The organism is Zavarzinia compransoris (genome assembly GCF_003173055.1).
In the GTDB taxonomy this organism is placed as follows: Bacteria; Pseudomonadota; Alphaproteobacteria; order Zavarziniales; family Zavarziniaceae; genus Zavarzinia; species Zavarzinia compransoris.
Genome location: NZ_QGLF01000005.1, coordinates 423,751 through 447,735, shown reverse-complemented (window position 1 = coordinate 447,735; position 23,985 = coordinate 423,751). Strand labels below are relative to the sequence as shown.

Below are 23,985 nucleotides of genomic sequence, written 5' to 3'. Positions count from 1 at the left end.
CGCGAGCAAGGCCGCGGCTTACGCCGCGTCCTTGCCGCCCATGTCGACATTCAGGCCCAGCGAGCGCATTTCCATGACGAGAACGTTGAAGGATTCCGGAATACCGGCCTCGAAATTGTCCTCGCCGCGCACGATCGCCTCATAGACCTTGGTGCGGCCGGCGACGTCGTCCGACTTCACCGTCAGCATTTCCTGGAGCGTATAGGCGGCGCCATAAGCCTGGAGCGCCCACACTTCCATTTCGCCGAAGCGCTGGCCGCCGAACTGGGCCTTGCCGCCCAGCGGCTGCTGGGTGACCAGGCTGTAGGGGCCGATCGACCGGGCGTGGATCTTGTCGTCCACGAGGTGGTGCAGCTTCAGCATGTAGATGTAGCCGACGGTGACCTTGCGGTCGAACGCCTCGCCCGTGCGGCCGTCGAGCAGCGTGCTCTGGCCCGAGGTCGCGAAACCCGCCCGTTCCAGGTAATGCTCGATATCCGAGGGCTGGGCGCCGTCGAACACCGGGGTCGCCATGGGCACGCCGCGGCGCAGGTTGTCCGCCATCTCGAGCAGCTGGCCGTCCTCGAGCGGTTCGATCTTCTCGGCGTATTCCGCCGCCGAATAGATCGCCCGCAACTTGTCGCGCAGCGCGTTGGCTTCCTGGTTGCCGCGGCGGATCTTGTCCGCCACCTCGCCGATCTGGCGGCCGAGACCGGCCGCGGCCCAGCCGAGGTGGGTTTCCAGGATCTGCCCGACGTTCATGCGCGACGGCACGCCCAGCGGGTTCAGCACGATGTCGACATTGGTGCCGTCTTCGAGGTAGGGCATGTCCTCGCGCGGCATGATGCGCGAGATCACGCCCTTGTTGCCGTGACGGCCGGCCATCTTGTCGCCGGGCTGGAGCTTGCGCTTCACCGCGACGAAGACCTTGACCATCTTCATCACGCCGGGCTGCAGCTCGTCGCCGCGCTGCAGCTTCTCGACCTTGTCCTCGAAGCGCTTCTGCAGGCGGTCCTTCGCCTCGTCGAAATGCTTCTTCAGGGCTTCGACGTCGTGGTTGGCCTGCTCGTCGCCCTTGATGGCGATCTGCCACCACTGGCCCTTGGTCAGCTCGCCGAGGCCCGCCTCATCGACGACCACGCCCGAGCGCATGCCCTTCGGGCCCGAGGCCACGGTCTTGCCCGCGAGCAGCCCCTTCAGGCGACCGTAGACGTTACGCTCGAGGATCGCGAGTTCGTCGTCGCGGTCCTTGGCCAGGGTCTCGATCTGCTCGCGTTCGATCGCCAGGGCGCGCTCGTCCTTGTCGACGCCGTGGCGGTTGAACACGCGGACCTCGACCACCGTGCCGGCGACGCCCGGCGGCAGGCGCAGCGAGGTATCGCGCACGTCCGACGCCTTTTCGCCGAAGATGGCGCGCAGCAGCTTTTCTTCCGGGGTCATCGGGCTTTCGCCCTTCGGCGTCACCTTGCCGACCAGGATGTCGCCCGGCTTCACCTCGGCGCCGATGTAGACGATGCCCGCCTCGTCGAGGTTCTTCAGGCCTTCTTCACCGATGTTCGGGATGTCGCGGGTGATTTCCTCGGGCCCGAGCTTGGTGTCGCGGGCCATCACTTCGAATTCCTCGATGTGGATCGAGGTGAAGACGTCTTCCGACACGATCCGTTCCGAGATCAGGATCGAATCTTCGAAGTTGTAGCCGTTCCACGGCATGAAGGCGACGAGGACGTTCCGGCCGAGCGCCAGTTCGCCCAGTTCGGTCGACGGGCCGTCGGCGATGATGTCGCCGCGGTTCACCCGGTCGCCCACCTTCACCAGCGGGCGCTGGGTGATGCAGGTGTTCTGGTTCGAGCGCTGGAACTTCGACAGGCGATAGATGTCGACGCCGGACGCCGCCGGATCGGTTTCCTCGGTCGCCCGCACCACGATGCGGGTACCGTCGATCTGGTCGACCACGCCCGGGCGGCGGGCGACGATGGTGACGCCGGAATCGCGCGCCACCGTCGCTTCCATGCCGGTGCCGACCAGGGGCGCTTCCGCCTTGATCAGCGGCACGGCCTGGCGCTGCATGTTCGAGCCCATGAGCGCGCGGTTCGCGTCGTCGTTCTCGAGGAACGGGATCAGCGCCGCGGCGACCGAGACGAGTTGCTTCGGCGAGACGTCCATCAGCTGGATCGACGTCGGCAGGCGCATTTCGAATTCGCCCGCCTCGCGGCAGGAGACCAGATCCGCGGTGAAGCGGCCTTCGGCATCGAGTTCGGCGTTGGCCTGGGCGATCGTGTACTTGCCCTCCTCCATCGCCGAGAGATAGACGACCTCGTTGGTCACCTTGTTGTCCACCACCTTGCGGTAGGGGGTCTCGATGAAACCGTACTGGTTCACGCGGGCATAGGTCGCGAGCGAGTTGATCAGGCCGATGTTCGGGCCTTCCGGCGTCTCGATCGGGCAGATGCGGCCGTAATGCGTCGGGTGCACGTCGCGCACCTCGAAGCCCGCGCGCTCGCGGGTCAGACCGCCCGGGCCAAGGGCCGAGAGACGGCGCTTGTGGGTGATCTCCGACAGCGGATTGGTCTGGTCCATGAACTGCGACAGCTGCGACGAGCCGAAGAATTCACGCACCGCCGCCGCCGCCGGCTTCGCGTTGATCAGGTCGTGCGGCATCACGGTCGCGATCTCGACCGAGGACATGCGCTCGCGGATCGCGCGTTCCATGCGCAGCAGGCCGATGCGGTACTGGTTCTCCATCAGCTCGCCGACCGAGCGGACGCGGCGGTTGCCCAGGTGGTCGATGTCGTCGATCTCGCCGCGGCCGTCCTTCAGTTCGACCAGGGTCTTGATGACGGCAAGGATATCCTCCTTGCGCAGGGTGCGCTGGGTGTCCGGCGTCTCCAGGTTCAGGCGCGAGTTCATCTTCACCCGGCCGACGGCCGAGAGGTCGTAACGCTCCTCGTCGAACAGCAGGCCCTGGAACAGCGCCGAGGCGGTCTCCAGGGTCGGCGGCTCGCCCGGGCGCATGACGCGATAGATCTCGATCAGCGCCTGCTCGTAGGACTGGCTCTTGTCCGCCATCATGGTGTTGCGGACATAGGGCCCGACCGTAACATGGTCGATATCGAGCGCCTGGAATTCGTCGACGCCCGAGTCCTCCAGCAGCTTTACCGCCGCCTCGGTCAGTTCCTCGCCGGCCTCGATCAGGATCTCGCCGGTCTCCTCGTTGACCATGTCATAGGCCGCGTAACGGCCGACGAGGTCGGACGACGACACGAAGAGTTCCTCGACGCCTTCCTCGCGCAGCTTCTTCGCCATGCGCGGGGTCACCTTGGTGCCCGCCGCGACGACGACGCTGCCGGTCTTGGCGTCGATCAGGTCGACGAGCGGCTTCACGCCGCGCAGGCGCTCCGGCTCGAACGGGGTGCGCCACTGGCCCTGGCCAGCGCTGCCCGAACGACGGAACACGAGGGTGCGGTAGAAGTGATTGAGGATTTCCTCGGCGGTCAGGCCGAGGGCGAAGAGCAGCGTCGTCACCGGCAGCTTGCGGCGGCGGTCGATGCGGACATGGACGATGTCCTTGGCGTCGAACTCGAAGTCGAGCCAGGAACCGCGATAGGGAATGACCCGGGCGGCGAAGAGATACTTGCCGCTCGAATGGGTCTTGCCGCGGTCGTGGTCGAAGAAGACGCCCGGCGAGCGGTGCATCTGCGAGACGATGACGCGCTCGGTGCCGTTGACGATGAAGGTGCCGTTCGCCGTCATCAGGGGCATGTCGCCCATGTAGACGTCCTGCTCCTTGATGTCGAGCACGGACTTGGCGCCGGTATCCTCGTCGGTTTCGAAGACGATCAGGCGCAGCGTCACCTTCAAGGGCGCGGCGAAGGTCATGCCGCGCTGCTGGCATTCTTCGACGTCGTATTTCGGGTGTTCGAATTCGTATTTCACGAACTCGAGATGGGCGTTCTCGGAAAAGTCCTTGATCGGGAAGACCGACTTGAACACCCCCTGGATGCCCGTATCGGTCCGCTTCTCGGCCGGGATATCGATCTGCAGGAACTGATCGTAGCTCGACTTCTGAACTTCGATCAGGTTCGGCATGGTCGTCACTTCGGGAATACGCCCGAAGGACTTACGGACCCGCTTGCGGCCGGTGAAGGAAATCGCCATGGGACCCTCGCGACAACGTCTTTCCTGCGCTTGCCTATTGGATGCGGGGCCGCGCGCAGCCTCTACCCCGTCACCGCCCGTCCGGGCCGGCCTCCCCCGTCGGGGAGAGGAACCGGGGGCGGCACCTGTCCGCCCCCGGCACAACCGACGTCGCTAAATTACTTAACGACGACCTTGGCGCCGGCCGATTCGATCTGCGCCTTGATCTTGGCGGCTTCGTCCTTGGAGACGCCCGCCTTGACTTCCTTCGGAGCCGCTTCGACCAGGTCCTTGGCTTCCTTGAGGCCGAGGCCGGTGACCGCGCGGACTTCCTTGATCACGTTGATCTTCTTGTCGCCGGCTTCCTGCAGGATGACGGTGAATTCGGTCTGCTCTTCGACCGGGGCGGCGGCAGCGGCCGGGCCGGCAGCGGCAGCGACGGCGACCGGCGCGGCGGCGGAGACGCCCCACTTCTCTTCGAGCAGCTTCGACAGTTCGGCGGCCTCGATGACGGTGAGGGCCGAGAGTTCTTCAACGATACGGGCCAGATCAGCCATTTTGATACGTCCTTTTCAACAACTGGATTGGGTTGGTCAGGGGGCTCACGCCGCCTGCTCTTCGTCTTTCTTGGCATAGGCCGCCAGCACGCGGGCGACCTGACCGCCGGGAGCCTGGAGCACCGAAGCGATGCGCTGGGCCGGGGTCTGGATGATGCCGAGAACCTTGGCACGGAGTTCGTCCAGCGACGGCAGGGTCGCGAGGGCCTTGATCCCCTCGACGTCCAGCTGCGTGCCGCCCATGACGCCGCCCTTCAGAACGAATTTGTCGTTCTTCTTGGCGAATTCGACCGCCACCTTCGCCGCGGCGACGGGGTCGGTCGAATAGGCGATGGCGGTCGGACCCTTGAGCAGGTCCGCGATGCCTTCGAACTTCGTACCTTGGAGAGCAAGCTTGGTGAGCCGGTTCTTGGAAACCTTGAAGCTGGCACCGGCAGCGCGCATCTGGCGGCGGAGATCGGTGATCTCCGAGACCCGAAGCCCGCTGTAGTGACCGACGACCACCAGGGAAGTCTCGCTGAAGACTTCCGAGAGGGTCGCGACCAGCTCCTTCTTTGCGGCTCTGTCCACCTTGTTACTCCCGAGTTACCCGAAACCCACCATGGGCTTCGGGCCGTTTCTGCCAGAACCGCAGGAAATCCCGCGGTCCGTGACACCTGTCCCGAGAAAGACCCAATCACAGCCCCGGATTACGGTCCGGGCCCGAATTCGGACTACTCCCGTCTATGCTGGCGGATATTAAGCACCCAGGGCAGGAACCCAGGGCGCACCAGCAGTCTCGGACAGGGCGGCGACCCGTTGCCGGGCCGCCTCCTTCCGGCCTCGCGGCCGGAAACCCAATGGTCCCCGGCGGAAGGCCGGAAACCGAGAAAGTCCCCCGGCCCTGCGGCCGGGAGACCTTCGATGCTCAGCAGGCAGAAGCGCGGTCAGCTGACAACCGACGACACTTCGACCTTGACGCCCGGGCCCATGGTCGAGGACACCGCCACCTTCTTCAGGTAGGTGCCCTTGGCGCCCGACGGCTTCGCGCGCGACACGGCGTCGACGAAAGCCTTGATGTTCTCTTCCAGCGCCTGCGGCGAGAAGCTCGCCTTGCCGACGCCGGCCTGCAGGACGCCGGCCTTCTCGACGCGGAACTCGACCTGGCCGCCCTTGGCCGCCTTCACCGCTTCGGCGACATTGGCGGTCACGGTGCCGAGCTTCGGGTTCGGCATCAGGCCGCGCGGGCCGAGCACCTTGCCGAGCTTGCCGACCACGACCATCATGTCCGGGGTCGCGATGCAGCGGTCGAAGTTGATGTTGCCGGCCTGGACCTCGGCGGCCAGATCGTCGGCGCCGACGATGTCGGCACCGGCGGCCTTGGCGGCCTCGGCCTTGTCGCCCTTGGCGAAGACGGCGACGCGGACGGTCTTGCCCGTGCCGTTCGGCAGGGTGACGACGCCGCGCACCATCTGGTCGGCGTGACGCGGGTCTACGCCGAGGTTGAGGGCAACCTCGATGGTCTCGTCGAACTTCGCCTTGGCGCGTTCCTGGACCATCTTCACCGCTTCCGTCAGCGGATAATTCTTCGTGCGGTCAATGCCTTCGGCGGCCTGACGCAGACGCTTTCCGACAGCAGCCATGGGATTACTCCTTCACCTGGAGGCCCATCGAACGGGCGGAGCCGGCGATCTGGCGGGCAACGGCGTCGACGTCGTTGGAATTCGAGTCCTTGATCTTGATGGCGGCGATCTCGTTGATCTGCGCCATGGTGATCGAGCCGACGGTGCCACGACCCGGCGTGGTCGAACCCTTGTTCAGGTTCGCCGCCTTCTTCAGGTAGAAGGTCACCGGCGGGGTCTTGGTCACGAAGGTGAACGACTTGTCCGAATAGACCGTGATCACCACCGGGATCGGAATCCCCTTCTCGAGGCTGGCCGTCGCCGCGTTGAACTCCTTGCAGAAGCCCATGATGTTGACGCCGCGCTGACCCAGCGCCGGGCCGATCGGCGGCGAAGGATTGGCGGCGCCAGCCTTCACCTGCAACTTGATATAACCGTCAATCTTCTTTGCCATGACATCCCTCCTGGCCGACCCTCAGAGCCTGAGAGCGGCCGGTTGATCCGGGAGGTTGTGGGTACGGCCCCTGGTGGACTTCTCCAGGTCGGCCTCCCGCACCGGTTTTTCCGCCACCCGATGGTGCCGGAAAGACCCCTCGCCACCCGGCTCGCGCCGGGCACTTACTTTCCCCCGACCGTTGCCGGCCGGGGCACCTCAAGCGCCGTCGGGATGCCTTCGCATCCCTTCGCTTCCGCCGCCTTCGCGGCGCGGCCGCGCTTGCGGCCGTTCCCTGCGCCGGGCCATGCCCGCCGCGAGGCTCCTCAGATCTTCTCGACCTGGGAGAATTCCAGCTCGACCGGGGTCGCCCGGCCGAAGATCGAAACCGCCACCTTCAGGCGGGCGCGCTCGTGGTCCACGTCCTCGACGACACCGTTGAACGAGGTGAAGGGGCCGTCGGCCACCCGCACCTGCTCGCCGATCTCGTAGGTGATCGTGCTCTTCGGCCGCTCGATGCCTTCCTGCACCTGATGCAGGATATGCTGCGCCTCACGCTCGGAAATCGGCGTCGGCTTGCCGGCGGGGCCAAGGAAACCCGTCACCTTCGCGGTGTTCTTGATCAGGTGGTAGCCCTGATCGCTCATCTGCATCTTCACCAGGACGTAGCCGGGATAGAACTTCCGTTCCGCCGACACTTTCTGGCCCCGGCGGACCTCGACCACTTCTTCGGTCGGGACCAGGACTTCCAGGATCTGATCCTGCATGCCGTGCTGCTCGGACTGCTCGCGGATCGACGCCGCCACCTTCTTCTCGAAGCCGGAATAGGCGTGGACGATGTACCAGCGCGCGGTCATGGCTTACGCTCCAAGGCCAAGGAGGAATTCGACGGCCTTCGAGAGGCCGATATCGACCACCAGGAAGAACAGCGACGCCACCACCACCATGATGAAGACCATCAGGGTCGTGATGCCCGTCTCCTTGCGCGACGGCCAGGTGACCTTGGAAACCTCCTGGCGCACCTGGCGGGCAAATTCGATCGGACTCGGCTTGCTCATGCCCTGTCACTCACCCCTGACTGGGCCGCCATCGCCGGCGCGACACATATCGACGCCGGCAACGACCGCCTGGTTTTTCAACGAGCCCAGGGCCGAGGCGTGGTTCCCCGCGCCCGGCCCTTTGCCCATCAACCTACTCTACCCGTCTTGTTGCCGCCTCCATCGGGAAGTGGCAGGAGTGGAGGGGCTCGAACCCCCAGCCCCCGGTTTTGGAGACCGGTGCTCTACCAATTGAGCTACACTCCTGTAGCCCGGACGGGAAACTCGAACCTTACTTCACGATCGAAGCGACGACGCCGGCACCGACGGTGCGGCCGCCTTCGCGGATCGCGAAGCGAAGACCTTCGTCCATGGCGATCGGCGCAATCAGCTCGACCGTCATCGCGACATTGTCGCCCGGCATCACCATCTCCACGCCTTCCGGCAGGGTCACCACGCCGGTCACGTCCGTCGTGCGGAAGTAGAACTGCGGGCGGTAGTTGGTGAAGAACGGGGTGTGGCGGCCGCCTTCTTCCTTCGTCAGGATGTAGGCTTCGGCCTTGAACTGGGTGTGCGGCGTGATCGAGCCCGGCTTCGCCAGGACCTGACCGCGCTCCACGTCGTCGCGGCCGACACCGCGCAGCAGCGCGCCGATGTTGTCGCCCGCCTCGCCCTGGTCCAGCAGCTTGCGGAACATTTCAACGCCGGTCACGGTCGTCTTCTTCGTCGCCTTCAGGCCGACGATCTCGATTTCCTCGCCGACCTTCACGATCCCGCGCTCAACACGGCCGGTCACCACGGTGCCGCGGCCGGAGATCGAGAACACGTCTTCGATCGGCATCAGGAACGGACGGTCCTTCGGGCGCTCCGGCTGCGGGATATAGGCATCAACCGCCGCCATCAGCTCCAGGATCGCTTCACGGCCCAGCTTCTTGTCCGAGTCGTTCAGCGCGCACAGGGCCGAGCCCTTCACCACCGGAATGTCGTCCCCGGGGAAGTCGTAGGACGACAGCAGCTCGCGCACTTCCAGCTCGACCAGATCCAGCAGTTCCGGATCGTCGACCATGTCGCACTTGTTCAGGAACACCACCAGCGACGGCACGCCGACCTGGCGCGCCAGCAGGATGTGCTCGCGGGTCTGCGGCATCGGGCCGTCGGCCGCCGAGACCACCAGGATCGCGCCGTCCATCTGGGCGGCACCGGTGATCATGTTCTTCACATAGTCGGCGTGCCCGGGGCAGTCGACGTGCGCATAGTGCCGGTTCGTGGTCTCGTATTCGACGTGCGCCGTCGAAATCGTGATGCCACGGGCCCGCTCTTCAGGCGCCTTGTCGATCTGGTCGTACGCCGTGAACGTCGCGCCGCCGGACTCGGCCAGGATCTTGGTGATCGCCGCCGTCAGCGACGTCTTGCCATGATCGACGTGACCGATCGTACCGATGTTGCAGTGCGGCTTCGTCCGCTTGAAACTTTCCTTGGCCATTTCTGCAGTCCGTCTAAAACATCGACCCAAGATTGAAGGGCAGACGGCGAAAGCCGCTGCCCTGGAAACTCGCTGCCGGCAGTACCGGCTTGAAACTCGCCCACCGGCTAGGCCGGCTGGAATACGCCCGCCGGCCAGGCCGGCTGGAATACGACTGCCGGCCCTGGCCGGTACTGTCCACCGTCGGCATCGGCCGCCGGTTTCACGCCTCGCTTCTCGCCGGCTCGAGCCCGCCGGGACCTTCCAAAGCCTGGAGCGGGTGATGGGAATCGAACCCACACAACCAGCTTGGAAGGCTGGGGCTCTACCATTGAGCTACACCCGCGCGCCAGACAAATCGGCATTTCCGCTGATCCGGCCTGATGGCCCGTGCCGCGAATCCGCCCGTCCGTCGCCGCCGGTCCGGTCCCGATCGCCGCCCCGCCCCGCAAGGAGCCCTGGTGGTGGAGGGGGTTGGATTTGAACCAACGTAGGTGTACACCGGCAGATTTACAGTCTGCTGCCATTGACCGCTCGGCCACCCCTCCACAGGGGCTGACGCACAGGGGACCTGCCCGCCAGAGCGCCGCAATATGGTGATTTGGCGGCCGGAGTCAATCGGAAACAGCAGGCCCCGCGGGAGGTCTTGGTCGGCCCGGGCCAAAGGCGCGGAAAGTCTGGACTTCATCGGCAGCCAATATGGTGCCGGGGCGGGCCCGGCGCAAGGGCGGCGGCGAATCAATTCGCGAAATCAATGCGTCTTCGGGCGATTCTCGCCGGACCGGCGATTGCCAGCCCCCGGGCGAAACCCTATAAGACCGGCCATGGACAAGCGCAGACCAGCAAGCCGCGGCCCCGGCGGCAAGGGCCCCGCCCCCCAGGGCTTCAAGGGCCCCGCCCCCCAAGGCGGCAAGGGCTCCCCCCCTCAGGGCTTCAGGGACAAGGACGCCGGTGCGACCGGCGCCGGCCCGAAGGCCCGGCCCGGCAAGCCCGCGGGTCCCCGGCCCGGCAGCGCGGCGAAGCCTGCCGCGCCGGCCCGCCCGGCGCGGGAAGGCGGGCTCTGGCTTTACGGCCATCATCCGGTGCTGGCGGCCCTGGAAAACCCGGCCCGGCGCTGCCTGCGCCTCGTCACCAGCGCCGAGCATCCGGATGAGATCGCGCCGGCGCTGCAACGCGCGATCGAGGCGAAGGGCGTGGCCGTCGAACATGCCTCCCGCGACGCGCTCGAGCGCCTGCTGCCCGCCGGATCCGTGCACCAGGGCATCGCGCTGAAGGTCGAGCCGCTGGAGGAGTTGTCGCTCGACGAGGCCTGCGTCCGGGACGACGGCGAGCGCGCCATCGTCGTCGTGCTCGACCAGGTGACCGATCCCCACAATGTCGGTGCGATCCTGCGCTCCGCCGCCGCCTTCGGGGCGCGGGCGGTGGTGGTGACCGACCGGCACGCGCCGGGCGCGACCGCGGTGATGGCCAAATCCGCTTCCGGCGCCCTCGACGTCATTCCCCTGGTCCGGGTGGTCAATCTGGCACGCGCCCTCGATCAACTGGGCGAGATGGGCTATTGGCGCATCGCCCTCGATGCCGATGCGCCGGCGACCCTGGCGGCGACCGACACCACCGGCTCGATCGCCCTCGTGCTCGGGGCCGAGGGCCTGGGCCTGCGGCGGCTGACGCGGGAGCGCTGCGATACGATCGCCAGCCTGCCGATCAAGGGCATGGAGTCCCTAAATGTCTCGAACGCGGCCGCGGTCGCGCTCTACGAATTGATCCGGGTGACCTGATCCACCATTCACATCGCAATAAGACCTTGAGGGCGGGGGTTTTCATGGCGTGGAACATCAACAGCGTGCCGGACCAGACGGGACGGACGGCCGTGGTCACCGGGGCGAATTCGGGGCTCGGCTATCACACCGCCAATGCCCTGGCGGCGCGCGGCGCCCGGGTCATCCTCGCCTGCCGCAACCGGGAGAAGGCCGAAGCGGCGGTCGCGGCCATTCGCGCCAATCACCCGGGCGCCCGGGCGGAGTTTCGCCCGCTCGACCTTGCCGACCTCAAGTCCGTCGAGGCGTTCGCGGCAACGCTCGGGGCCGAACTGCCGGCCCTCGACCTCCTGGTCAACAATGCGGGCGTCATGGCCCTGCCTTTGGTGCGCACGCGCGACGGCTTCGAGATGCAGGTGGGCACCAACCACCTCGGCCATTTCGCCCTGACCGGCCGCCTTCTCCCCCTGCTCGACGCGGCCCCGGCGGCGCGGATCGTCACGGTCGCCAGCCTCGCGCACAAGACAGGGACCATCGATCTCAACGACCTCAACTGGGAACAGCGCCGCTACAGCAAATGGCCGGCCTATGGCCAGGCGAAACTGGCCAATCTGGTCTTCGCCCACGAACTGCACCGCCGCCTTGCAGCGGCCGGCCGCCGGACCGTCAGCATCGCCGCCCATCCGGGCTTTGCCGCCACCAACCTGCTGATGGCCGGGCCGCGCATGGAGAATTCGCTGCTCGGCAAGGTCGCCATGGCGTTCGGCGGGGCCGCCTTCGCCCAATCCGCCGATCGCGGCGCGATCCCGATCCTACATGCGGCGACCGCGCCCGATGTCGCGGGCGGCAGCTATTGGGGCCCGGACGGCACGCTCGAACTCTGGGGCCGCCGGGCGGTGCCCGCCCAGGCCGCGCAGAAGGCGCGCGACCCGGAAACCGGCCGCCGCCTCTGGGTCCTGTCCGAAAGCCTGACGGCCGTCGCCTATCTCGGCTGAAGGACCGGAAATTCACCATTGACGACCGGGTCGGCGGCGGCGACATATACCGCCCGGTCGACCCCGGGCCCCGGCAAGGCAGCGGCTTTGCCGCCGGGGCGAGAAGGCGAATCGGATCAGGTGCTTAGGTCGGCATGATCCCAACAGGCACCGGCTTCCGGTGCCGCAGCGGCCGGTTTAGCTCAGCGGTAGAGCAGCGGTTTTGTAAACCGAAGGTCGGGGGTTCAATCCCCTCAACCGGCACCATTGCCGCACGGCGGGCGGAAGCCCGCGCAGAGGGCGGCCGTCAGTCCGTCAGCGCGCTCAGCATCCTGTCAGCGCGCACCAGTTGGTCCTCGTTCAGGCGGGACAGCCGGGTCTGGATCTTCGAGAGGATGCGCGTCCGCTCGCCGTCGGTGGTGACGATCAGGCCGACGCCGAAGAAGACCACCTCGGGCACCGCCAGTATCTCCGACAGTTTCTCGATCGTCGCGAAGGACGGCGAGGCGATCCCGCGCTCGATCTTGCTGATCATCTCGGGCGAGAGCGCCACCTTCTCGGCAAGCTCAGCCTGCGTCAGGTGTTTGGCCTTACGATGATGACGCAGGTTTGTTCCGAATATGACCGCAAGCGACACGCTGCACCTCCGAATGCCGACATTCGGAGGCGGGACACGGCAACAGAAGGAAACAACATTGCGATCACGCCATAATTCGCAATATAAATGCGATTATCATACAAATCGTCCGGTAGTTGCGAATTATGCTGGATTGCCCCCTGCCGGCGCTGAAATGGCTGGCGGTCGCGGCGGCGCTTTCGCCCATCGCGGCCGGCCTCGGCTGGGCCGTGGTCGAGGGGGTGATCCTGCCGCGCCTCGTCTCCCGCGCGGAGATCGAGGCGCTGGCCGATGCGGTGCTGCGCGACCATCCCGACGCCCCGGAAGCCTGGGCCGCCATGGAGGAACACGCCGCCTGGCATCGGAGCCTGGGGTTCGAGCAGGCCAAGTGGCGCCGCATCCGCAAGGCGCTCAGGCGGCGGCTACCGCCGCCCGGCGCCTGAGCGGCCGCCCTCGCCCGCCGGACCCGCATCCGGCCGGCACCATTTTCCTTGCCCATCGGCCAAAAGCGAGCATCATGCCTATAATGCTCATATATAACGACAAGAGCGGGGGAGCGCGATGGGCCGGGGTATCGATATTGCCATGAAGAAGCGGCCGAGCCAGCGCCGCGCCCAGGTGACGGTCGAGGCCATGGTCACTGCGGCGGCCGAGCTTCTGTCGAGCCTGCCCTACGACAGCGTGACCACCAACCGGATCGCGGAGCGGGCGGGTGTCGGCATCGGCTCGCTCTACCAGTATTTTCCGAACAAGGAGGCGATCGTCGCCCGGGTCGTCACCGGCTGGGTCGAGGCCATGGTCGAGGAAGTGACGGCACGCCTCGCCGCCTCGACCCAGCTCGAAGTGCGCGAAGCGGCGCTGGCCATGGTCTCCGCCCTGTTCGAGGTGATCGACCGGCACCGGGTGAAGGTGAAGCTGATCCTCGAAGTCATCCCCTTCGCGACGCAGATCCCGGCGGTGGCCATGCTGCCCCAGCAATTGGTGCTGATCGCGGCGCAGACCCATGCCTCGGTCCGCGACCGGCTGAACTTCCCCCGGCCGGAGGCGGCTTCCTATGTCCTGATGGTGATGTCCCGCGCCTCGATCATCGATGCGGTGCTGCATTGCCCGAAGCATCTCGACCGGCGCGACGTCGAACTGACGATTTCCGATTTCATCGCCCGCATCATGCTGGGCAATGAAACCGCCGCCACCGCCCGGCCTCAGAACTGATAGGTGGCGGCGATGCCGAGGAAATCCCGGTCGATGAAGGGATTGCGCGAACCGTTCGAGCCGCCGCCCGCGCCGAAGGATTTGAAGTAGTTCAGCGTCACCGCGAAACTTTGCGAGAAATCGGCGCGCAGGCCGAAGAGCAGCGACGTCATCCCCTTGGTGAAGCCCGGCAGCGGCGCCGGCGTGATCCCCACCAGCCCGGTCGAGAAGGCGACGGAGGGCGTCAGTTTCACCCCCTCGATCAGGTCCGGATAGTCGAACAGGAACAGGCCCTGGATGCCGCCCGACCATTGGGTGGGCAATCTGCCGGTCTCCCAGAACGGGTCGCCCAGGGCCAGCACCGGCTCGGGCGGCGAGACCTGGGCAAAGCCCCCGGGCAGTTCGAGCGCGCGGCTGTAGAAGCCGGAAAAGCCGTTCTGGCCATAGGCGGCATAGGGGTAGTTCTCGTCGAGATCGACGAAGAGCCCGCCGAATTCAACCAGCGCGATGATCGAATTCGCCCCCGTCACCCGGGTCAGGAAATCGGTGCCGCCGAAGATCTTGGTCAGGCGCAGCGCCGCCTGCCAGACATCGTGGCGCTTGTCGGCGCGGATGATGCGGCCGGGACTATATTGGTCGTCGAAGACGAGGCCGTTCGGCCCGTCGGAAATCGGCGCGATGCCGAAATTATTGATGTAGAGGGGGCCGAGGGGCAGCGCCGTGCCGGCGATGGTCGGCGGGCCCAGCGGCAGCCGCGCCCCTGCCGTGCCCTGGTCGATCGGAATGCCGCCCGCCTGGTTGATCGCCGCGGCGAAGAAGGCGGGGGCGGAGCCGAGGATCGGGACATTGTGCTTGTAGGAAATCTCGCCGTTGATGGCGATGCCGGTCCAATTGTCGGTGGTGCTGAAGGCGAGCCCCAGCATCTGGAGATCGTCCGGGTAATATTGATAGAAACCCGAATTATCCAAATTCTCGAACACCACCGAGCGCGGCAAAGTGCCGAGCGGCGGCGAGATCAGGCCGCCGAGCACGGGCGCGAGTGCCGGATCGAGCAGGTCGGACAGAAGATTGCCGGTCAGGTTCAGCCCCGGCGCCAGCTGCGCGAGGCCGGCCGCCAGCGCCGCCTGCGCCTCGGGCCCGAGGGCGCCAAGCGCAGTCCCGAGCAGGCCCGGCGCCGCCGTCATCAGCGCCACCTCCCCCGTCCCGTCCGCATAGTGTTCCGGCGCCTTGAAATAGATCGAGGGCAGCCGGCTGCGGTAGTTCACATAGAAGGCCTGGAACTCGGTATTGTTCAGTTCCGGCACGAAATAGCGCAGCGAAACGCCCCAGTCGCCGCCCGCCGGATCGTCCTCGCGGTGCAGGGGCACGCTGACCGAGAGTGCCTGCGGGCCGGTGCCATAGGGCGGCGCCGGGTTGTCGTAGTCGGCGGCATTGTCGCGCCCGACCGTATAGGACCGGCGGTCGCCGGCATCGGTGAACACCGAGGTCGCCTTGGCGCCTTCGCAGAGATTGTCGTTGAAGCTGAGGAAACTGCCGCAGACCGGCAGGCGGATCGGCTCGAAGTCGAACTGGTAGAAGGCTTCGATCGACGGCCCGTCCGCGATCTCATAGGACAGTTTCACCATGGGCACCGGGATCAGGGCGTCCTTCAGTTCCGTCCCCGGGGTCAGGATCTTGCTGACCTCGAGCGGATTGATCACCGAAATGCCGTTCAGGGTGAACAGCGCCTCGCCCCAGTTCAGGATCTGGCTGCCCAGCTTCACCTGGAGATTATTGTCGAACAGGGTGAAATTGCCGCCGACGTAATATTCCCGGAAGCGCGCGTCCCAGGCCGCCGCATCCCGCGCCGAGGGCGAATAGCGCCCGCGCCAGGGCCGCCCTTCCGGGCCGTTCGGGGCAAGGTCGTTGTTCAGGGCGACGGCATCGACGAAGGCTTCGCCGCTGACGGTGGCGAAATAATCGCGCCAGCGCAGCCGCGCCTCGGAGCGGACGGCCGTGATCTGGGTGACCAGGTCGTATTTGTCGAAATTCAGGTTGCCGTCGTCGGCATCGGCCGGGGTGTAACGCCCGCCGTTGTAATAGCCGACGTTGCGGGGATCGCGATCGGCGATCCGCATCTGCGCGCCGATCGACAGCGTGGTGATGACGCTGCCCGTGACCTCGTCGCCGATCTCGAAGTCGTAGGCGAGCGCCGAGGAGGCGGCGAGCAGGGCCGAGGCCGCGACCAGAAGGCCGGGGCGGCGGGAAAACGGCGGCATCGTGGCGCCCTCCCCGTCACTGCGAACCCATGCGGCGCACCGCATCCGGCGTGAACATCGAACCGTCGAGCTTGGCGTCGAACTCCACCGGCTTTTCCTGGTTCTTCATGCCGAAGGTCAGGTATTTGCCGGATTGCAGGTCGTGGGCGATTTCGATCACCGACGAGCACAGCGGCACGTCATAGGCATTGACCAGCGGCCCGTCCTGCACGCGCCACAATTGCTTCCGCGTGTCATAGGCATCGACCGAGACGATGTTCCAGCTGTCTTCGTCGAGATAGAAGGTGCGGCGGCCATAGATGTGGCGCGCCCCTTCCTTCAGCACTGCATCGACGACGAAGGCCCGGTGCAGTTCGTAACGCAGCAGGTCCTGGCGGGTGTGCTGGGGGGTGAGAATATCCTTGTACTGATATTTCGGGTTGCCGATCTCATAGGCATTGTAACCCATGTAGATTTCGCGCTTGCCCTCCAGCTTGAAGACGTAGCGGTCGGTCGCGCCGTTGTACATGTCGAACGTATCGGCCGGCGCCAAGCCGTCGGTCTGGGGCGCTGGATTGTCATAGGCGATGTCGGGGGCGCGCAGCAGGCGCCGGGTGCCCGGATTATAGACCCAGGCCTGGCGCGGCAGTTCCTTGGCGTTGATCGTGTCCAGCACCAGGACGATCGTCCCCGCCGATTTCGGCGGAAAGGTGATGAAGTTCAGGTAGGAGATGCCGATATTCTTCAGCTGGCCGATATCGGTGACGTCGCCGATCGTGTTGATGCCCGGGCCGTTGTAATGGGCGATGCCCTGGTCGTGGCCGCGGACGAGTTCGTAGGAGCCGTCGCGGGCGACCAGGGCCGCCGCGAAATAGCGCTTCACCTTGAAGCCGCGATAGCGCAGCCGGTGGTTCCAGATCGCCTCGACCCCGGATTGGGGAATCGGGAACGGATTGCCCAGCAGGGCGTCGTTCAGCCCATTGTCGTCCTCGGTCATGGTCGCCGAGACGGCATTGCGGCGGTTGGCTTCATAGAGCCGTTCCGGCAGGGCGCAGCTGCGCCGCGTCGCATAGACCGGCAGCGAATAGGTCGGATAGAGCCGGAGCAGCGCCTGGTGGCCCGCGGTCAGCCTGTCCTTGTATTGCTCGACGGTCTTGCCGGTGATGGTGAACAGCACCTTGTCGTCGGGAAAGGGCGTCGGGTAATGCATGCCCGGCTTGAAGCCCGGGGGCGGCACGCGCAGGCCGCCGTCCCAGACCGGGATCGAGCCGTCCGCATTGCCCGCCCGGACCGCCCCCATGGGGGTCAGGTCCTTGTCCAGCCGGGCCGCCTCGCCCGCCGTCACCCTGGCCGACGCGCTGCTCGCCCCGCTCGCCGCAAGCATCGCCAGAACGGCCGCCACCGCTGCCATCTTCATGCGCATTCCCCCCATCGCATCCCGGTTGTCCCCGGGGACGGCCTGCCGCCGCCAGGCGGATTTCCGCCGGTTTTTCTGCCTTCAGGGTGAAGAAGCGCGGCCGGGTTGTGAATTCGTGTTCCCGGCGGGCGGGACTTTGGCACTCAACGCCCGGAAATCCGGGCTTCGCTGCGGGTGAAAATAGAACTGGAACGGCATCTACTCGCAAATACTCGGGCGCCGCCCCCTGTCACCCCCTCTGATCAGAGGGGTGCCGCAAAACCCGCCCAAGGGCGAGCCTCGCTGTCTCGGGGTTCAGCACGGACGAGGGGATCGTGGGCATTGAAAGCAGCTTTCAACCAGGTTCCCTGGGGCGTGATGCCGGGCTTTGGCTGCGGGGCCTGCGCTGCGTGCGCGGCCTCTCCCCGGGCATGCTGGCCGAGCGTTCGGGCCTGCCGCTGCAGCGGATCGAAATGATCGAGAATGGTCTCGGACCCTTGCCGGACCTCGGCGAACTGGCCGCCGTGCTCGCCGCCATCGACCCCAAGGTCCTGGAGCGGCTGGCGGAATTCGCCCTGACCCTGGGCGCCGCGGCCAACAGCATCGAGGACGCCAACCAATTGTCCGGGCTGGCCAGCCGCATCGTCGCGGCCTTCGGCGGTGTGCCGTCCACCGCCACCCGCCATGCCGTCGCCGACCTGGTCGAAGCCATCGCCGGCTATGGCCCGGGACGCCGCCTGAACAGCTGAAAGGCTACGGGCGGCTGGCCACCGCCGACCGGCCGGCGAGGTCAGGGCGCGAAATACAACATAAAGACACCATCCGAAATCGAAGTCTCCCCCTCTGATCAGTCAGGCGATTTAAAACATCTAACAATTGTTCAATGAGCCATCACAACTTGGAGACGGCTCATGATCGACGTCATTGGTCCCTGGAACCGGATGCATCACCAAGCGGCCCTGGACACCATGTTCAGGCTGCGCCATCAGGTCTTCGTCGAGGAGATGGGCTGGGACCTGCCCATGGCCCGCGACGGCATGGAACGGGATCAGTTCGACGGTCCCCGCACGGTCTATCTGGTCTGCCGGGACGACGCGGGGACGATCCAGGGCTCGATGCGCCTGATCCCGACCAGCGAACCGCACGTGCTTTGCGATATTTTCCCCGAACTCTGCGACGGCCCGGTGCCGCGCGGCCCGGCCATCTATGAAAGCAGCCGGTCCTGCATTTCGCGGGCGGCCCGCCGCAACGATCCGCACGGCACCGTCTGGGGCTCGCTCACCTGCGCCATGATCGAATTCGCCATGCTGCGCGACCTCGATTTCATCACCGCGGTGATGGAGCGGCGCATGGTCGACATGGCCCGCGCGGCCGACTGGCACCTGAACGTCCTCGGCCCCGAGGTCCAGCTCGCGGGCGGCGGCGTGGTCGCCGTGACCATGCCGATCGACGGCCATGCGCTGGCCACCGTCCGGCGCCAGCGCCGCGTGCCGGATACGGTGCTGTCGTTCCGCTTCGCCGCCGCGGCCTGAAAGCAAGTCAGGACCTGAACCAGGTCAGGGCGTCAGCAGGCCCAGCCGGATCGCGGTGACGATCGCCTGCATCCGGGTCGAGGCGCCGAACTTCCGTTTGGCGCGCTCGACATGCCAATGCACCGTGGTCTCGCTGATGCCCAGGATCTGGCTGATCGCCCAATCCGACTTGCCGGCGGCGACCCAATGCAGGCAGTCCCGCTCGCGCGGGGTCAGGCCCGGGCCGCCCTCGCCCGGGCCGCGGCCGAGGATGGTGAGGGCGCGGTCGTGCAGGGTCGTCGCCAGGAAGCGCAATTGCCGGAAGACCCGCAGGTCGTCCGTCACCCGCTCGCCGGCGAAGGTCACTTCGGCGCGATAGCCGTTCGGCCCGTGAAGCGGGATGGTCAGGCCGGTGTTCAGGCGGAAGGCCGATGCCTCCTGCATGACGCGGCGGGCCTCCGGACGGGCGCCGCGCGCCGCCTCCGCCCAGGTGAAGGGGCGCATGTCCAGGGCCGCGCGCACGAACACCGGATCGACCAGGGCGAAATCGCTGGCGATATAATGTTCGACCCAGGCTTCCGGCATGCGCACGATCATCAGCGCATTGTCCGGCACCTCGGTGCCGCGCGGCAATTCCATGCAGGCGGCATGGTCGAAGCCATGCAACCGGGCGAAACCTTCGATCAGATCGAACGCGTCGGACAGGGTCGACACCATCTCGATCCGCTCGGCCATTGTCAGCAAATCATCCACGCGCAAGCCCCAATGACTCAATGCCCGTGATGATTGTCCACTGCTTCTCTCAATTCGCCAAGAGTGCGCGCATCTTCCAGCAGCTGGTTGAGGGCGTCGACGCCATAATCGCGGCGAATGCGTTCGACCAGGAAGATCAGCATGGCCTCGAGGTCGCCCAGCGGCAGCGGGCGCCGGTTGGGCCCGCGCTCCGTCGCCTGGCGCCACTCTTCCTCGAGCAGGCAGCGCAGGGCGCTGTCGCCGCAAGCCGAGGCCACGGCCCGCGCCATGTCGCGAAACCGGTCGAGGACCAACGCATTAACCCCGTCGTCGGGCACCTGGACACTCCCGCTCGCCATCGCGAAATCCACTGAAGGTTGCTTTATCCACTATGGCACCACCCATCGGCCAATCAAACAGTCTTCTCGTCCCAGCCCACGGGGCGGGCGCCGGCATCCCGCCAATAGCGCAGGGCCGGCCCCCAGGCCCCCAGCGCCTCGGCCGCCGCGATATCGTAGAGCAACTGGCGCAACCCCGCCGCCGCCGCCGGCTGCCCGCACAGGGCGAGGCAGCGCAGGATCCGGGTCAGGCGCAGGTGATTGTGGTCGATCGGCCCCAGCCAGTCGTCGAAGGGGCCGGGAAAGCCCGGTCCCCGGCTGAAGGCCGCCCCGTCGCGGCGGATGCCGTATAGCCGCATCATGGTATCGACCGAGCGCAGCAGCGAGTCGGCCAGCGCGGCGGAGGCGGCGATCGCCCCCGCCTCCGCCGCGCTCAGCAGGGGGGCAAAGGGATTGGCGCCGCTCGGCTCGGGCAGGGGGAACAGCCATTGGATGAAGTCGTGGCGGGCTTCCAGCCAGCCTTCGGACTGGCTGCGGATCTCGTCGATGCGGCGGCCGGCATGATCGGCGCCGGTCCCGGCGAGAAAATCAATGAGCGCCGTCACAATTTTGTCCCCCCTGACAGGTTGCGCGCCGGCCGCCCTGCGGCCATCGTCACGTCTTATTCCGACCATGGTTTCAAGGCCAAATTCGGGCCATCGTCAATTGGGGGAAACGGGAAGATGACGCCTCGCATCGGGATCGGCCTTGCCGCCCTGGCCTTCGGCCTTACGGCCGCGCAAGCCGCGCTGGCAGCGGAACTGGCCCTCGACCGGGTCATGCTGTCGACCGGCGGCGTCGGCTATTTCGAATATGAGGCCAAGGTCGATGGCAATTCGACCCTGACCTTGGACGTCCCCCTCGACCAGGTCGACGACGTGCTGAAAAGCCTGGTCGTCTTCGACGACAAGGGCGGTGTCGGCGGGGTCGAACTGCCCGGGCTCGAACCGTCGGCGCAATTGTTCCGCGACCTGCCCTTCGGCCCCGAGGCGCTGGAAAGCCCGGTCGCCCTGCTGAATGCCCTCCAGGGCAGCGAAGTGGTGGCGACCGGCGCCCGCACCCTCACCGGCCGCCTGCTCAAGGTCGAGCCGGAAACCCAGGTCCTGCCCGGCGAGGCCGGCACCATCACCCGCCACCGCCTGACCCTGATGACCGGCGAAGGCTTGCAGCAACTGGTGCTCGAAGATGCCCAGGCGGTGAAATTCGCCGATCCCGCGCTTCAGGCCCAGGTCGACAAGGCCCTGACCATCCTGGCCGCATCCCATGCCCGCGACCGCCGCAGCCTGACCATCACCAGCCGCGGCACCGGCGAGCGCACGGTGCGCGTCGCCTATGTCGTCGGCGCGCCCCTGTGGAAGACTTCCTACCGCCTGTCGCTGCCGGCCGATCCGGATGCGGCCAAGGCCCGGCTGCAAGGCTGGGCCGTGATCGAGAACATGAGCGGCCAGGACTGGAAGGATGTCGAACTGACCCTGGTCTCGGGCAGCCCGGTCACCTTCCGCCAGGCGCTCTATGCCTCCTATTACGTCGATCGCCAGGAAGTGCCGGTCGAGGTGGTGGGCCGCATCCTGCCCAATCTCGATACCGGCGCCAGCACCTATATCGCCGCCGAAGCGGCGATGGACGACAGCCGCGACCGCTCCCGCGCCTATGCCGGCGGCGCGGTCGGTGCCGCCCCGCCCCTGCCCGCCCCGGCCCCGGCACTGGCCGCCGCCCCGATCACCGCCGACTACGAGGCGGCGAAACTCGCCGGCGGCTCGGCCGACGTCGCTTCGACCGAAGCCCAGACCCAGGTGGTGTTCAAGCTGGCGCAGCCGGTCTCGGTCGCCTCCGGCCGCTCGCTGTCGGTGCCGATCATCGATCGCGACGTGCCGGCGGCGCGCCTGGCACTCTATCAGCCGGGCGTACACCAGCGCCACCCGCTGGCCAGCATCGAATTGCGCAACGACGGCGAGACCGGCCTGCCCCCGGGCATCCTGACCCTGTACGAACAGGGGCCGGGCGGCGTCGGCTATACCGGCGACGCCCGCCTGCCGGTGCTGCCCACCGGCGAGGAGCGGATGATCTCCTACGCCCTCGACCAGAAGGTGCGGCTGGACCGGGCGGAGACCAGCGAATCGACGCTGCGCTCCGGCACCATCGAGCGCGGCGTGTTCCGCTTTTCGACCCTCGACCAGCGCATCCAGACCTACAAGATCAGCGCCCCCGCGCGGGAAGGGCGCAACCTGATCCTCGAATTGCCCAAGCTCGAAGGCTATAGCCTGGTCGAGCCCAAATCCGGCATCGAGGAGACCGAGCGCTACTGGCGGGTGCCGGTGAAATTGGCCGCGGGCAAGACGGTCGAGATCAAGGTGGTGGCCCAGCGCGTGCTGGCCAACACACTCTCGGTCGGCAGTCTCGGCGACGGCCAGATCGCCTATTACGGCTCGGCCCAGGCGGTCGACGCCAAGACGCGGGAAGCCTTCACCCGCATCGCCAGCCTGAAGCGCGAACAGGCCGACCTCGCCCAGGCCGCCGCCAACCTGGCCCGCAAGCTCGACGAATTGGGTCAGGAACAGGGCCGGCTGCGCGCCAATCTCGACAGCGTGCCGCGCGACAGCGACCTTTACCGCCGTTACCTGAAGAAGCTCGACGAGCAGGAAACCGCGATCGAGGACTTGCAGGAAAAGATCGCCGACGCCCGCGACAAGGCCGATACCGCCGCCCGCAAGCTGGCGGATTTCATCGCCGCCCTCTGATCGGGCGATTGTTCCCAAGTGCCCCCCGGACCTGCGAGGTCCGGGGGTTTCCCCGATTGCGGCGGTGCGCTCGGCCGTGGATCATGCTGCCATGTCCCGTGGCCGCCGCCTCACCCGCCTGACCGTCTGCGCCCTCTTCGGCATTGCCGCGGCCTGGGCGACGGCGACCGGCTTTCGCCACGCCCGCAGCCTGTGGCAGGAACCGGACTGGCCCGCCGCCACGGCCGAGATTCTCGACGTCATCGCCGCGCCGCCCCGCTATCGCCTGCGCGTCCGCCTGCTGCCCCCGGGGCGGGAGGCGGTGACCGCCGATACCATCGACCTCATCGGCGAGGACCAATTGTCGCTCCTGCGCGAGGTCGGCAGCACCGCCCATGCCGGCAACCGGCCGACCGCCCTCGTCTATTACCGGCCCGACCGGCCGGACGAGGTCCGCCTCGCCCGGCAGAACGGCGGCGCCCGGATCCTGGCCGTGGTCTACGGCGCGCTTGCCCTCGCCTCCGCCGCCCTGTCCCTGGCCGCCTTCCGGCGGGCGGCGGCGCTCGGCCTCAGCCCCGCAGAATCCCCACCATGAGGAAATACTGGGCAAGGTAATAGGTCGCCCAGATCAGGTGATGCACCGCCTGAAAGGGTGCCCCGAAGCGGGAAATCGCGATCATCGCGTCCGAGATCATGAACAGCACGGCGCCGAGGGCGATCCACGGCGTCGAGGCCGGCACGGTCAGGGCGCCGGCGACCATGATCACGATCACCGCCATATAGACGGCGACCGGCACCGCCATCTCGCCGAGCCCGCCGCGCAGGCGGGCGAACAGGGCCAGGGCGAGGATCGCCGCGATCACCACCGCGACCAGCCGGGCCGCATCCAGCCGCGCGCCGAAATGGCTGAGGACATAGGCGAAGATGGCGATGAAGGCGAGATGGGCCAGCAGGAAGGCGCCGAGGCCGAAGACGAACCAGCGCTTCTCGTCCTTCAGGGCGAGGAAGACGTCCCCCGCGGTCGACAGCGCCAGGGCCAGCACCAGCAGCACGCCGAGGAACGGCGCCCCCGGAATGGAAATCGCCACCAGCAGGGCCAGCGCCCCGACCGGCACCGCCTTCAGCCAGGGCATCAGGGGATACCACGCGCCCCCGGTCCGGCCGAGATAGATCACCGAGGTCACGAGGGAAATCACGAACAGGGCATAGCGGATGGTATCGAGCCCATCGCCCTTCGGCCCGAGCAGGGGAACGGTCAGCATGTGATCCTCATT

General features: G+C 66.9%; 23 protein-coding genes and 4 tRNA genes. 9 read left to right on the top strand and 18 right to left on the bottom strand.

The genetic code is table 11. The features are described from left to right. Positions 1-18: 18 nt before the first annotated feature. The 11 genes from rpoB to DKG75_RS19005 form a co-directional block, all read right to left on the bottom strand. Positions 19-4,134, bottom strand: a complete 4,116-nt coding sequence (rpoB, locus tag DKG75_RS19055) for a DNA-directed RNA polymerase subunit beta (RefSeq protein ID WP_109922746.1) — start codon at positions 4,132-4,134, stop codon at positions 19-21. A 158-nt stretch (positions 4,135-4,292) separates the two neighbouring features. Further along, the gene (rplL, locus tag DKG75_RS19050; protein ID WP_109922745.1) at positions 4,293-4,670 is read right to left on the bottom strand and encodes a 50S ribosomal protein L7/L12; all 378 of its coding nucleotides are present in this window, start codon (positions 4,668-4,670) and stop codon (positions 4,293-4,295) included. A 45-nt stretch (positions 4,671-4,715) separates the two neighbouring features. Then, positions 4,716-5,240, bottom strand: a complete 525-nt coding sequence (gene rplJ / locus DKG75_RS19045; protein WP_109922744.1) for a 50S ribosomal protein L10 — start codon at positions 5,238-5,240, stop codon at positions 4,716-4,718. 356 nt (positions 5,241-5,596) lie between these two features. After that, positions 5,597-6,292, bottom strand: a complete 696-nt coding sequence (gene rplA / locus DKG75_RS19040) for a 50S ribosomal protein L1 (RefSeq protein ID WP_109922743.1) — start codon at positions 6,290-6,292, stop codon at positions 5,597-5,599. A gap of 4 nt (positions 6,293-6,296) precedes the next feature. Beyond that, positions 6,297-6,725, bottom strand: coding sequence for a 50S ribosomal protein L11 (rplK, locus tag DKG75_RS19035; RefSeq protein ID WP_109922742.1), 429 nt, complete (start codon positions 6,723-6,725; stop codon positions 6,297-6,299). A gap of 305 nt (positions 6,726-7,030) precedes the next feature. Further along, positions 7,031-7,561 carry a transcription termination/antitermination protein NusG gene (gene nusG / locus DKG75_RS19030; protein ID WP_109922741.1) on the bottom strand — a complete coding sequence of 177 codons (531 nt, stop codon included), beginning with the start codon at positions 7,559-7,561 and terminating at the stop codon, positions 7,031-7,033. Between the two features lie 3 nt (positions 7,562-7,564). Continuing rightward, the gene (secE, locus tag DKG75_RS19025; RefSeq protein WP_109922740.1) at positions 7,565-7,762 is read right to left on the bottom strand and encodes a preprotein translocase subunit SecE; all 198 of its coding nucleotides are present in this window, start codon (positions 7,760-7,762) and stop codon (positions 7,565-7,567) included. 170 nt (positions 7,763-7,932) lie between these two features. Continuing rightward, positions 7,933-8,008, bottom strand: a tRNA-Trp gene (locus tag DKG75_RS19020). Positions 8,009-8,033: 25 nt separating this feature from the next. Further along, positions 8,034-9,224: an elongation factor Tu gene (gene tuf, locus DKG75_RS19015; protein ID WP_109922739.1), complete on the bottom strand. Its 1,191-nt coding sequence runs from the start codon at positions 9,222-9,224 to the stop codon at positions 8,034-8,036. Positions 9,225-9,475: 251 nt separating this feature from the next. Further along, positions 9,476-9,549 (bottom strand) — tRNA-Gly (locus tag DKG75_RS19010). Between the two features lie 116 nt (positions 9,550-9,665). Continuing rightward, a tRNA-Tyr gene (locus DKG75_RS19005) sits at positions 9,666-9,751 on the bottom strand. A gap of 276 nt (positions 9,752-10,027) precedes the next feature. Between DKG75_RS19005 and rlmB the strand changes: the two genes are divergently transcribed. The 3 genes from rlmB to DKG75_RS18990 all read left to right on the top strand — a co-directional run bounded on the left by rlmB (position 10,028) and on the right by DKG75_RS18990 (position 12,201). After that, on the top strand, positions 10,028-10,981 hold the full coding sequence (gene rlmB, locus DKG75_RS19000) for a 23S rRNA (guanosine(2251)-2'-O)-methyltransferase RlmB (protein WP_109922738.1): 954 nt from the start codon (positions 10,028-10,030) through the stop codon (positions 10,979-10,981). A gap of 44 nt (positions 10,982-11,025) precedes the next feature. Then, positions 11,026-11,955 (top strand): oxidoreductase, encoded by a 930-nt coding sequence (locus DKG75_RS18995; RefSeq protein ID WP_109922737.1) that lies wholly within the window; start codon positions 11,026-11,028, stop codon positions 11,953-11,955. Positions 11,956-12,126: 171 nt separating this feature from the next. After that, positions 12,127-12,201 (top strand) — tRNA-Thr (locus tag DKG75_RS18990). Positions 12,202-12,241: 40 nt separating this feature from the next. Here the strand turns inward: DKG75_RS18990 and DKG75_RS18985 are convergent. Then, positions 12,242-12,571 (bottom strand): helix-turn-helix domain-containing protein, encoded by a 330-nt coding sequence (locus tag DKG75_RS18985; protein ID WP_109922736.1) that lies wholly within the window; start codon positions 12,569-12,571, stop codon positions 12,242-12,244. Between the two features lie 125 nt (positions 12,572-12,696). Here DKG75_RS18985 and DKG75_RS18980 point away from each other — a divergent pair, with 125 nt between their 5' ends. Next, positions 12,697-12,993: a hypothetical protein gene (locus tag DKG75_RS18980; protein WP_109922735.1), complete on the top strand. Its 297-nt coding sequence runs from the start codon at positions 12,697-12,699 to the stop codon at positions 12,991-12,993. Positions 12,994-13,135: 142 nt separating this feature from the next. Beyond that, complete coding sequence (locus DKG75_RS18975) at positions 13,136-13,762, top strand: TetR/AcrR family transcriptional regulator (protein WP_166646275.1); 627 nt, start codon at positions 13,136-13,138, stop codon at positions 13,760-13,762. Here the strand turns inward: DKG75_RS18975 and DKG75_RS18970 are convergent. Both DKG75_RS18970 and DKG75_RS18965 read right to left on the bottom strand, forming a co-directional pair. After that, positions 13,753-15,999, bottom strand: coding sequence for a DUF1302 domain-containing protein (locus tag DKG75_RS18970; RefSeq protein WP_166646274.1), 2,247 nt, complete (start codon positions 15,997-15,999; stop codon positions 13,753-13,755). The genes DKG75_RS18975 and DKG75_RS18970 overlap by 10 nt on opposite strands. 16 nt (positions 16,000-16,015) lie before the next feature. Continuing rightward, positions 16,016-17,395, bottom strand: a complete 1,380-nt coding sequence (locus tag DKG75_RS18965) for a DUF1329 domain-containing protein (protein WP_166646273.1) — start codon at positions 17,393-17,395, stop codon at positions 16,016-16,018. A gap of 314 nt (positions 17,396-17,709) precedes the next feature. Here DKG75_RS18965 and DKG75_RS18960 point away from each other — a divergent pair, with 314 nt between their 5' ends. Together DKG75_RS18960 and DKG75_RS18955 are read left to right on the top strand one after the other, a co-directional pair. Continuing rightward, entirely contained in the window at positions 17,710-18,123 is a 414-nt protein-coding gene (locus DKG75_RS18960) for a helix-turn-helix domain-containing protein (RefSeq protein WP_133636712.1), read from the top strand. Positions 18,124-18,285: 162 nt separating this feature from the next. After that, positions 18,286-18,906, top strand: a complete 621-nt coding sequence (locus DKG75_RS18955; RefSeq protein WP_109922730.1) for an acyl-homoserine-lactone synthase — start codon at positions 18,286-18,288, stop codon at positions 18,904-18,906. A gap of 24 nt (positions 18,907-18,930) precedes the next feature. Here the strand turns inward: DKG75_RS18955 and DKG75_RS18950 are convergent, their stop codons facing one another. The 3 genes from DKG75_RS18950 to DKG75_RS18940 all read right to left on the bottom strand — a co-directional run bounded on the left by DKG75_RS18950 (position 18,931) and on the right by DKG75_RS18940 (position 20,560). Next, positions 18,931-19,638 (bottom strand): helix-turn-helix transcriptional regulator, encoded by a 708-nt coding sequence (locus DKG75_RS18950; protein ID WP_133636710.1) that lies wholly within the window; start codon positions 19,636-19,638, stop codon positions 18,931-18,933. A 17-nt stretch (positions 19,639-19,655) separates the two neighbouring features. After that, entirely contained in the window at positions 19,656-19,955 is a 300-nt protein-coding gene (locus DKG75_RS18945; protein ID WP_133636708.1) for a hypothetical protein, read from the bottom strand. A 74-nt stretch (positions 19,956-20,029) separates the two neighbouring features. Then, entirely contained in the window at positions 20,030-20,560 is a 531-nt protein-coding gene (locus DKG75_RS18940) for an opioid growth factor receptor-related protein (RefSeq protein WP_166646272.1), read from the bottom strand. Positions 20,561-20,677: 117 nt separating this feature from the next. Between DKG75_RS18940 and DKG75_RS18935 the strand changes: the two genes are divergently transcribed. Together DKG75_RS18935 and DKG75_RS18930 are read left to right on the top strand one after the other, a co-directional pair. Beyond that, positions 20,678-22,732, top strand: coding sequence for a DUF4139 domain-containing protein (locus DKG75_RS18935; RefSeq protein ID WP_109922726.1), 2,055 nt, complete (start codon positions 20,678-20,680; stop codon positions 22,730-22,732). Positions 22,733-22,823: 91 nt separating this feature from the next. Next, on the top strand, positions 22,824-23,306 hold the full coding sequence (locus DKG75_RS18930) for a hypothetical protein (protein ID WP_109922725.1): 483 nt from the start codon (positions 22,824-22,826) through the stop codon (positions 23,304-23,306). On the opposite strand, the gene DKG75_RS18925 is transcribed toward DKG75_RS18930, so the two are convergent. After that, positions 23,281-23,973, bottom strand: coding sequence for a lysoplasmalogenase (locus DKG75_RS18925; RefSeq protein ID WP_109922724.1), 693 nt, complete (start codon positions 23,971-23,973; stop codon positions 23,281-23,283). The two genes, DKG75_RS18930 and DKG75_RS18925, sit on opposite strands and share 26 nt — an antisense overlap. Positions 23,974-23,985 lie beyond the last annotated feature (12 nt).

Coding starts and splice junctions, on each gene's coding strand:
- rpoB (WP_109922746.1), bottom strand. CDS start 4,134: ATGGCGATTTCCTTCACCGGCCGCAAGCGGGTCCGTAAGTCCTTCGGG.
- DKG75_RS18970 (WP_166646274.1), bottom strand. CDS start 15,999: ATGCCGCCGTTTTCCCGCCGCCCCGGCCTTCTGGTCGCGGCCTCGGCC.
- rplK (WP_109922742.1), bottom strand. CDS start 6,725: ATGGCAAAGAAGATTGACGGTTATATCAAGTTGCAGGTGAAGGCTGGC.
- DKG75_RS18925 (WP_109922724.1), bottom strand. CDS start 23,973: ATGCTGACCGTTCCCCTGCTCGGGCCGAAGGGCGATGGGCTCGATACC.
- rplL (WP_109922745.1), bottom strand. CDS start 4,670: ATGGCTGATCTGGCCCGTATCGTTGAAGAACTCTCGGCCCTCACCGTC.
- DKG75_RS18980 (WP_109922735.1), top strand. CDS start 12,697: ATGCTGGATTGCCCCCTGCCGGCGCTGAAATGGCTGGCGGTCGCGGCG.
- secE (WP_109922740.1), bottom strand. CDS start 7,762: ATGAGCAAGCCGAGTCCGATCGAATTTGCCCGCCAGGTGCGCCAGGAG.
- DKG75_RS18975 (WP_166646275.1), top strand. CDS start 13,136: ATGAAGAAGCGGCCGAGCCAGCGCCGCGCCCAGGTGACGGTCGAGGCC.
- nusG (WP_109922741.1), bottom strand. CDS start 7,561: ATGACCGCGCGCTGGTACATCGTCCACGCCTATTCCGGCTTCGAGAAG.
- tuf (WP_109922739.1), bottom strand. CDS start 9,224: ATGGCCAAGGAAAGTTTCAAGCGGACGAAGCCGCACTGCAACATCGGT.
- DKG75_RS18995 (WP_109922737.1), top strand. CDS start 11,026: ATGGCGTGGAACATCAACAGCGTGCCGGACCAGACGGGACGGACGGCC.
- rplA (WP_109922743.1), bottom strand. CDS start 6,292: ATGGCTGCTGTCGGAAAGCGTCTGCGTCAGGCCGCCGAAGGCATTGAC.
- DKG75_RS18955 (WP_109922730.1), top strand. CDS start 18,286: ATGATCGACGTCATTGGTCCCTGGAACCGGATGCATCACCAAGCGGCC.
- DKG75_RS18965 (WP_166646273.1), bottom strand. CDS start 17,395: ATGAAGATGGCAGCGGTGGCGGCCGTTCTGGCGATGCTTGCGGCGAGC.
- DKG75_RS18930 (WP_109922725.1), top strand. CDS start 22,824: ATGTCCCGTGGCCGCCGCCTCACCCGCCTGACCGTCTGCGCCCTCTTC.
- rlmB (WP_109922738.1), top strand. CDS start 10,028: ATGGACAAGCGCAGACCAGCAAGCCGCGGCCCCGGCGGCAAGGGCCCC.
- DKG75_RS18935 (WP_109922726.1), top strand. CDS start 20,678: ATGACGCCTCGCATCGGGATCGGCCTTGCCGCCCTGGCCTTCGGCCTT.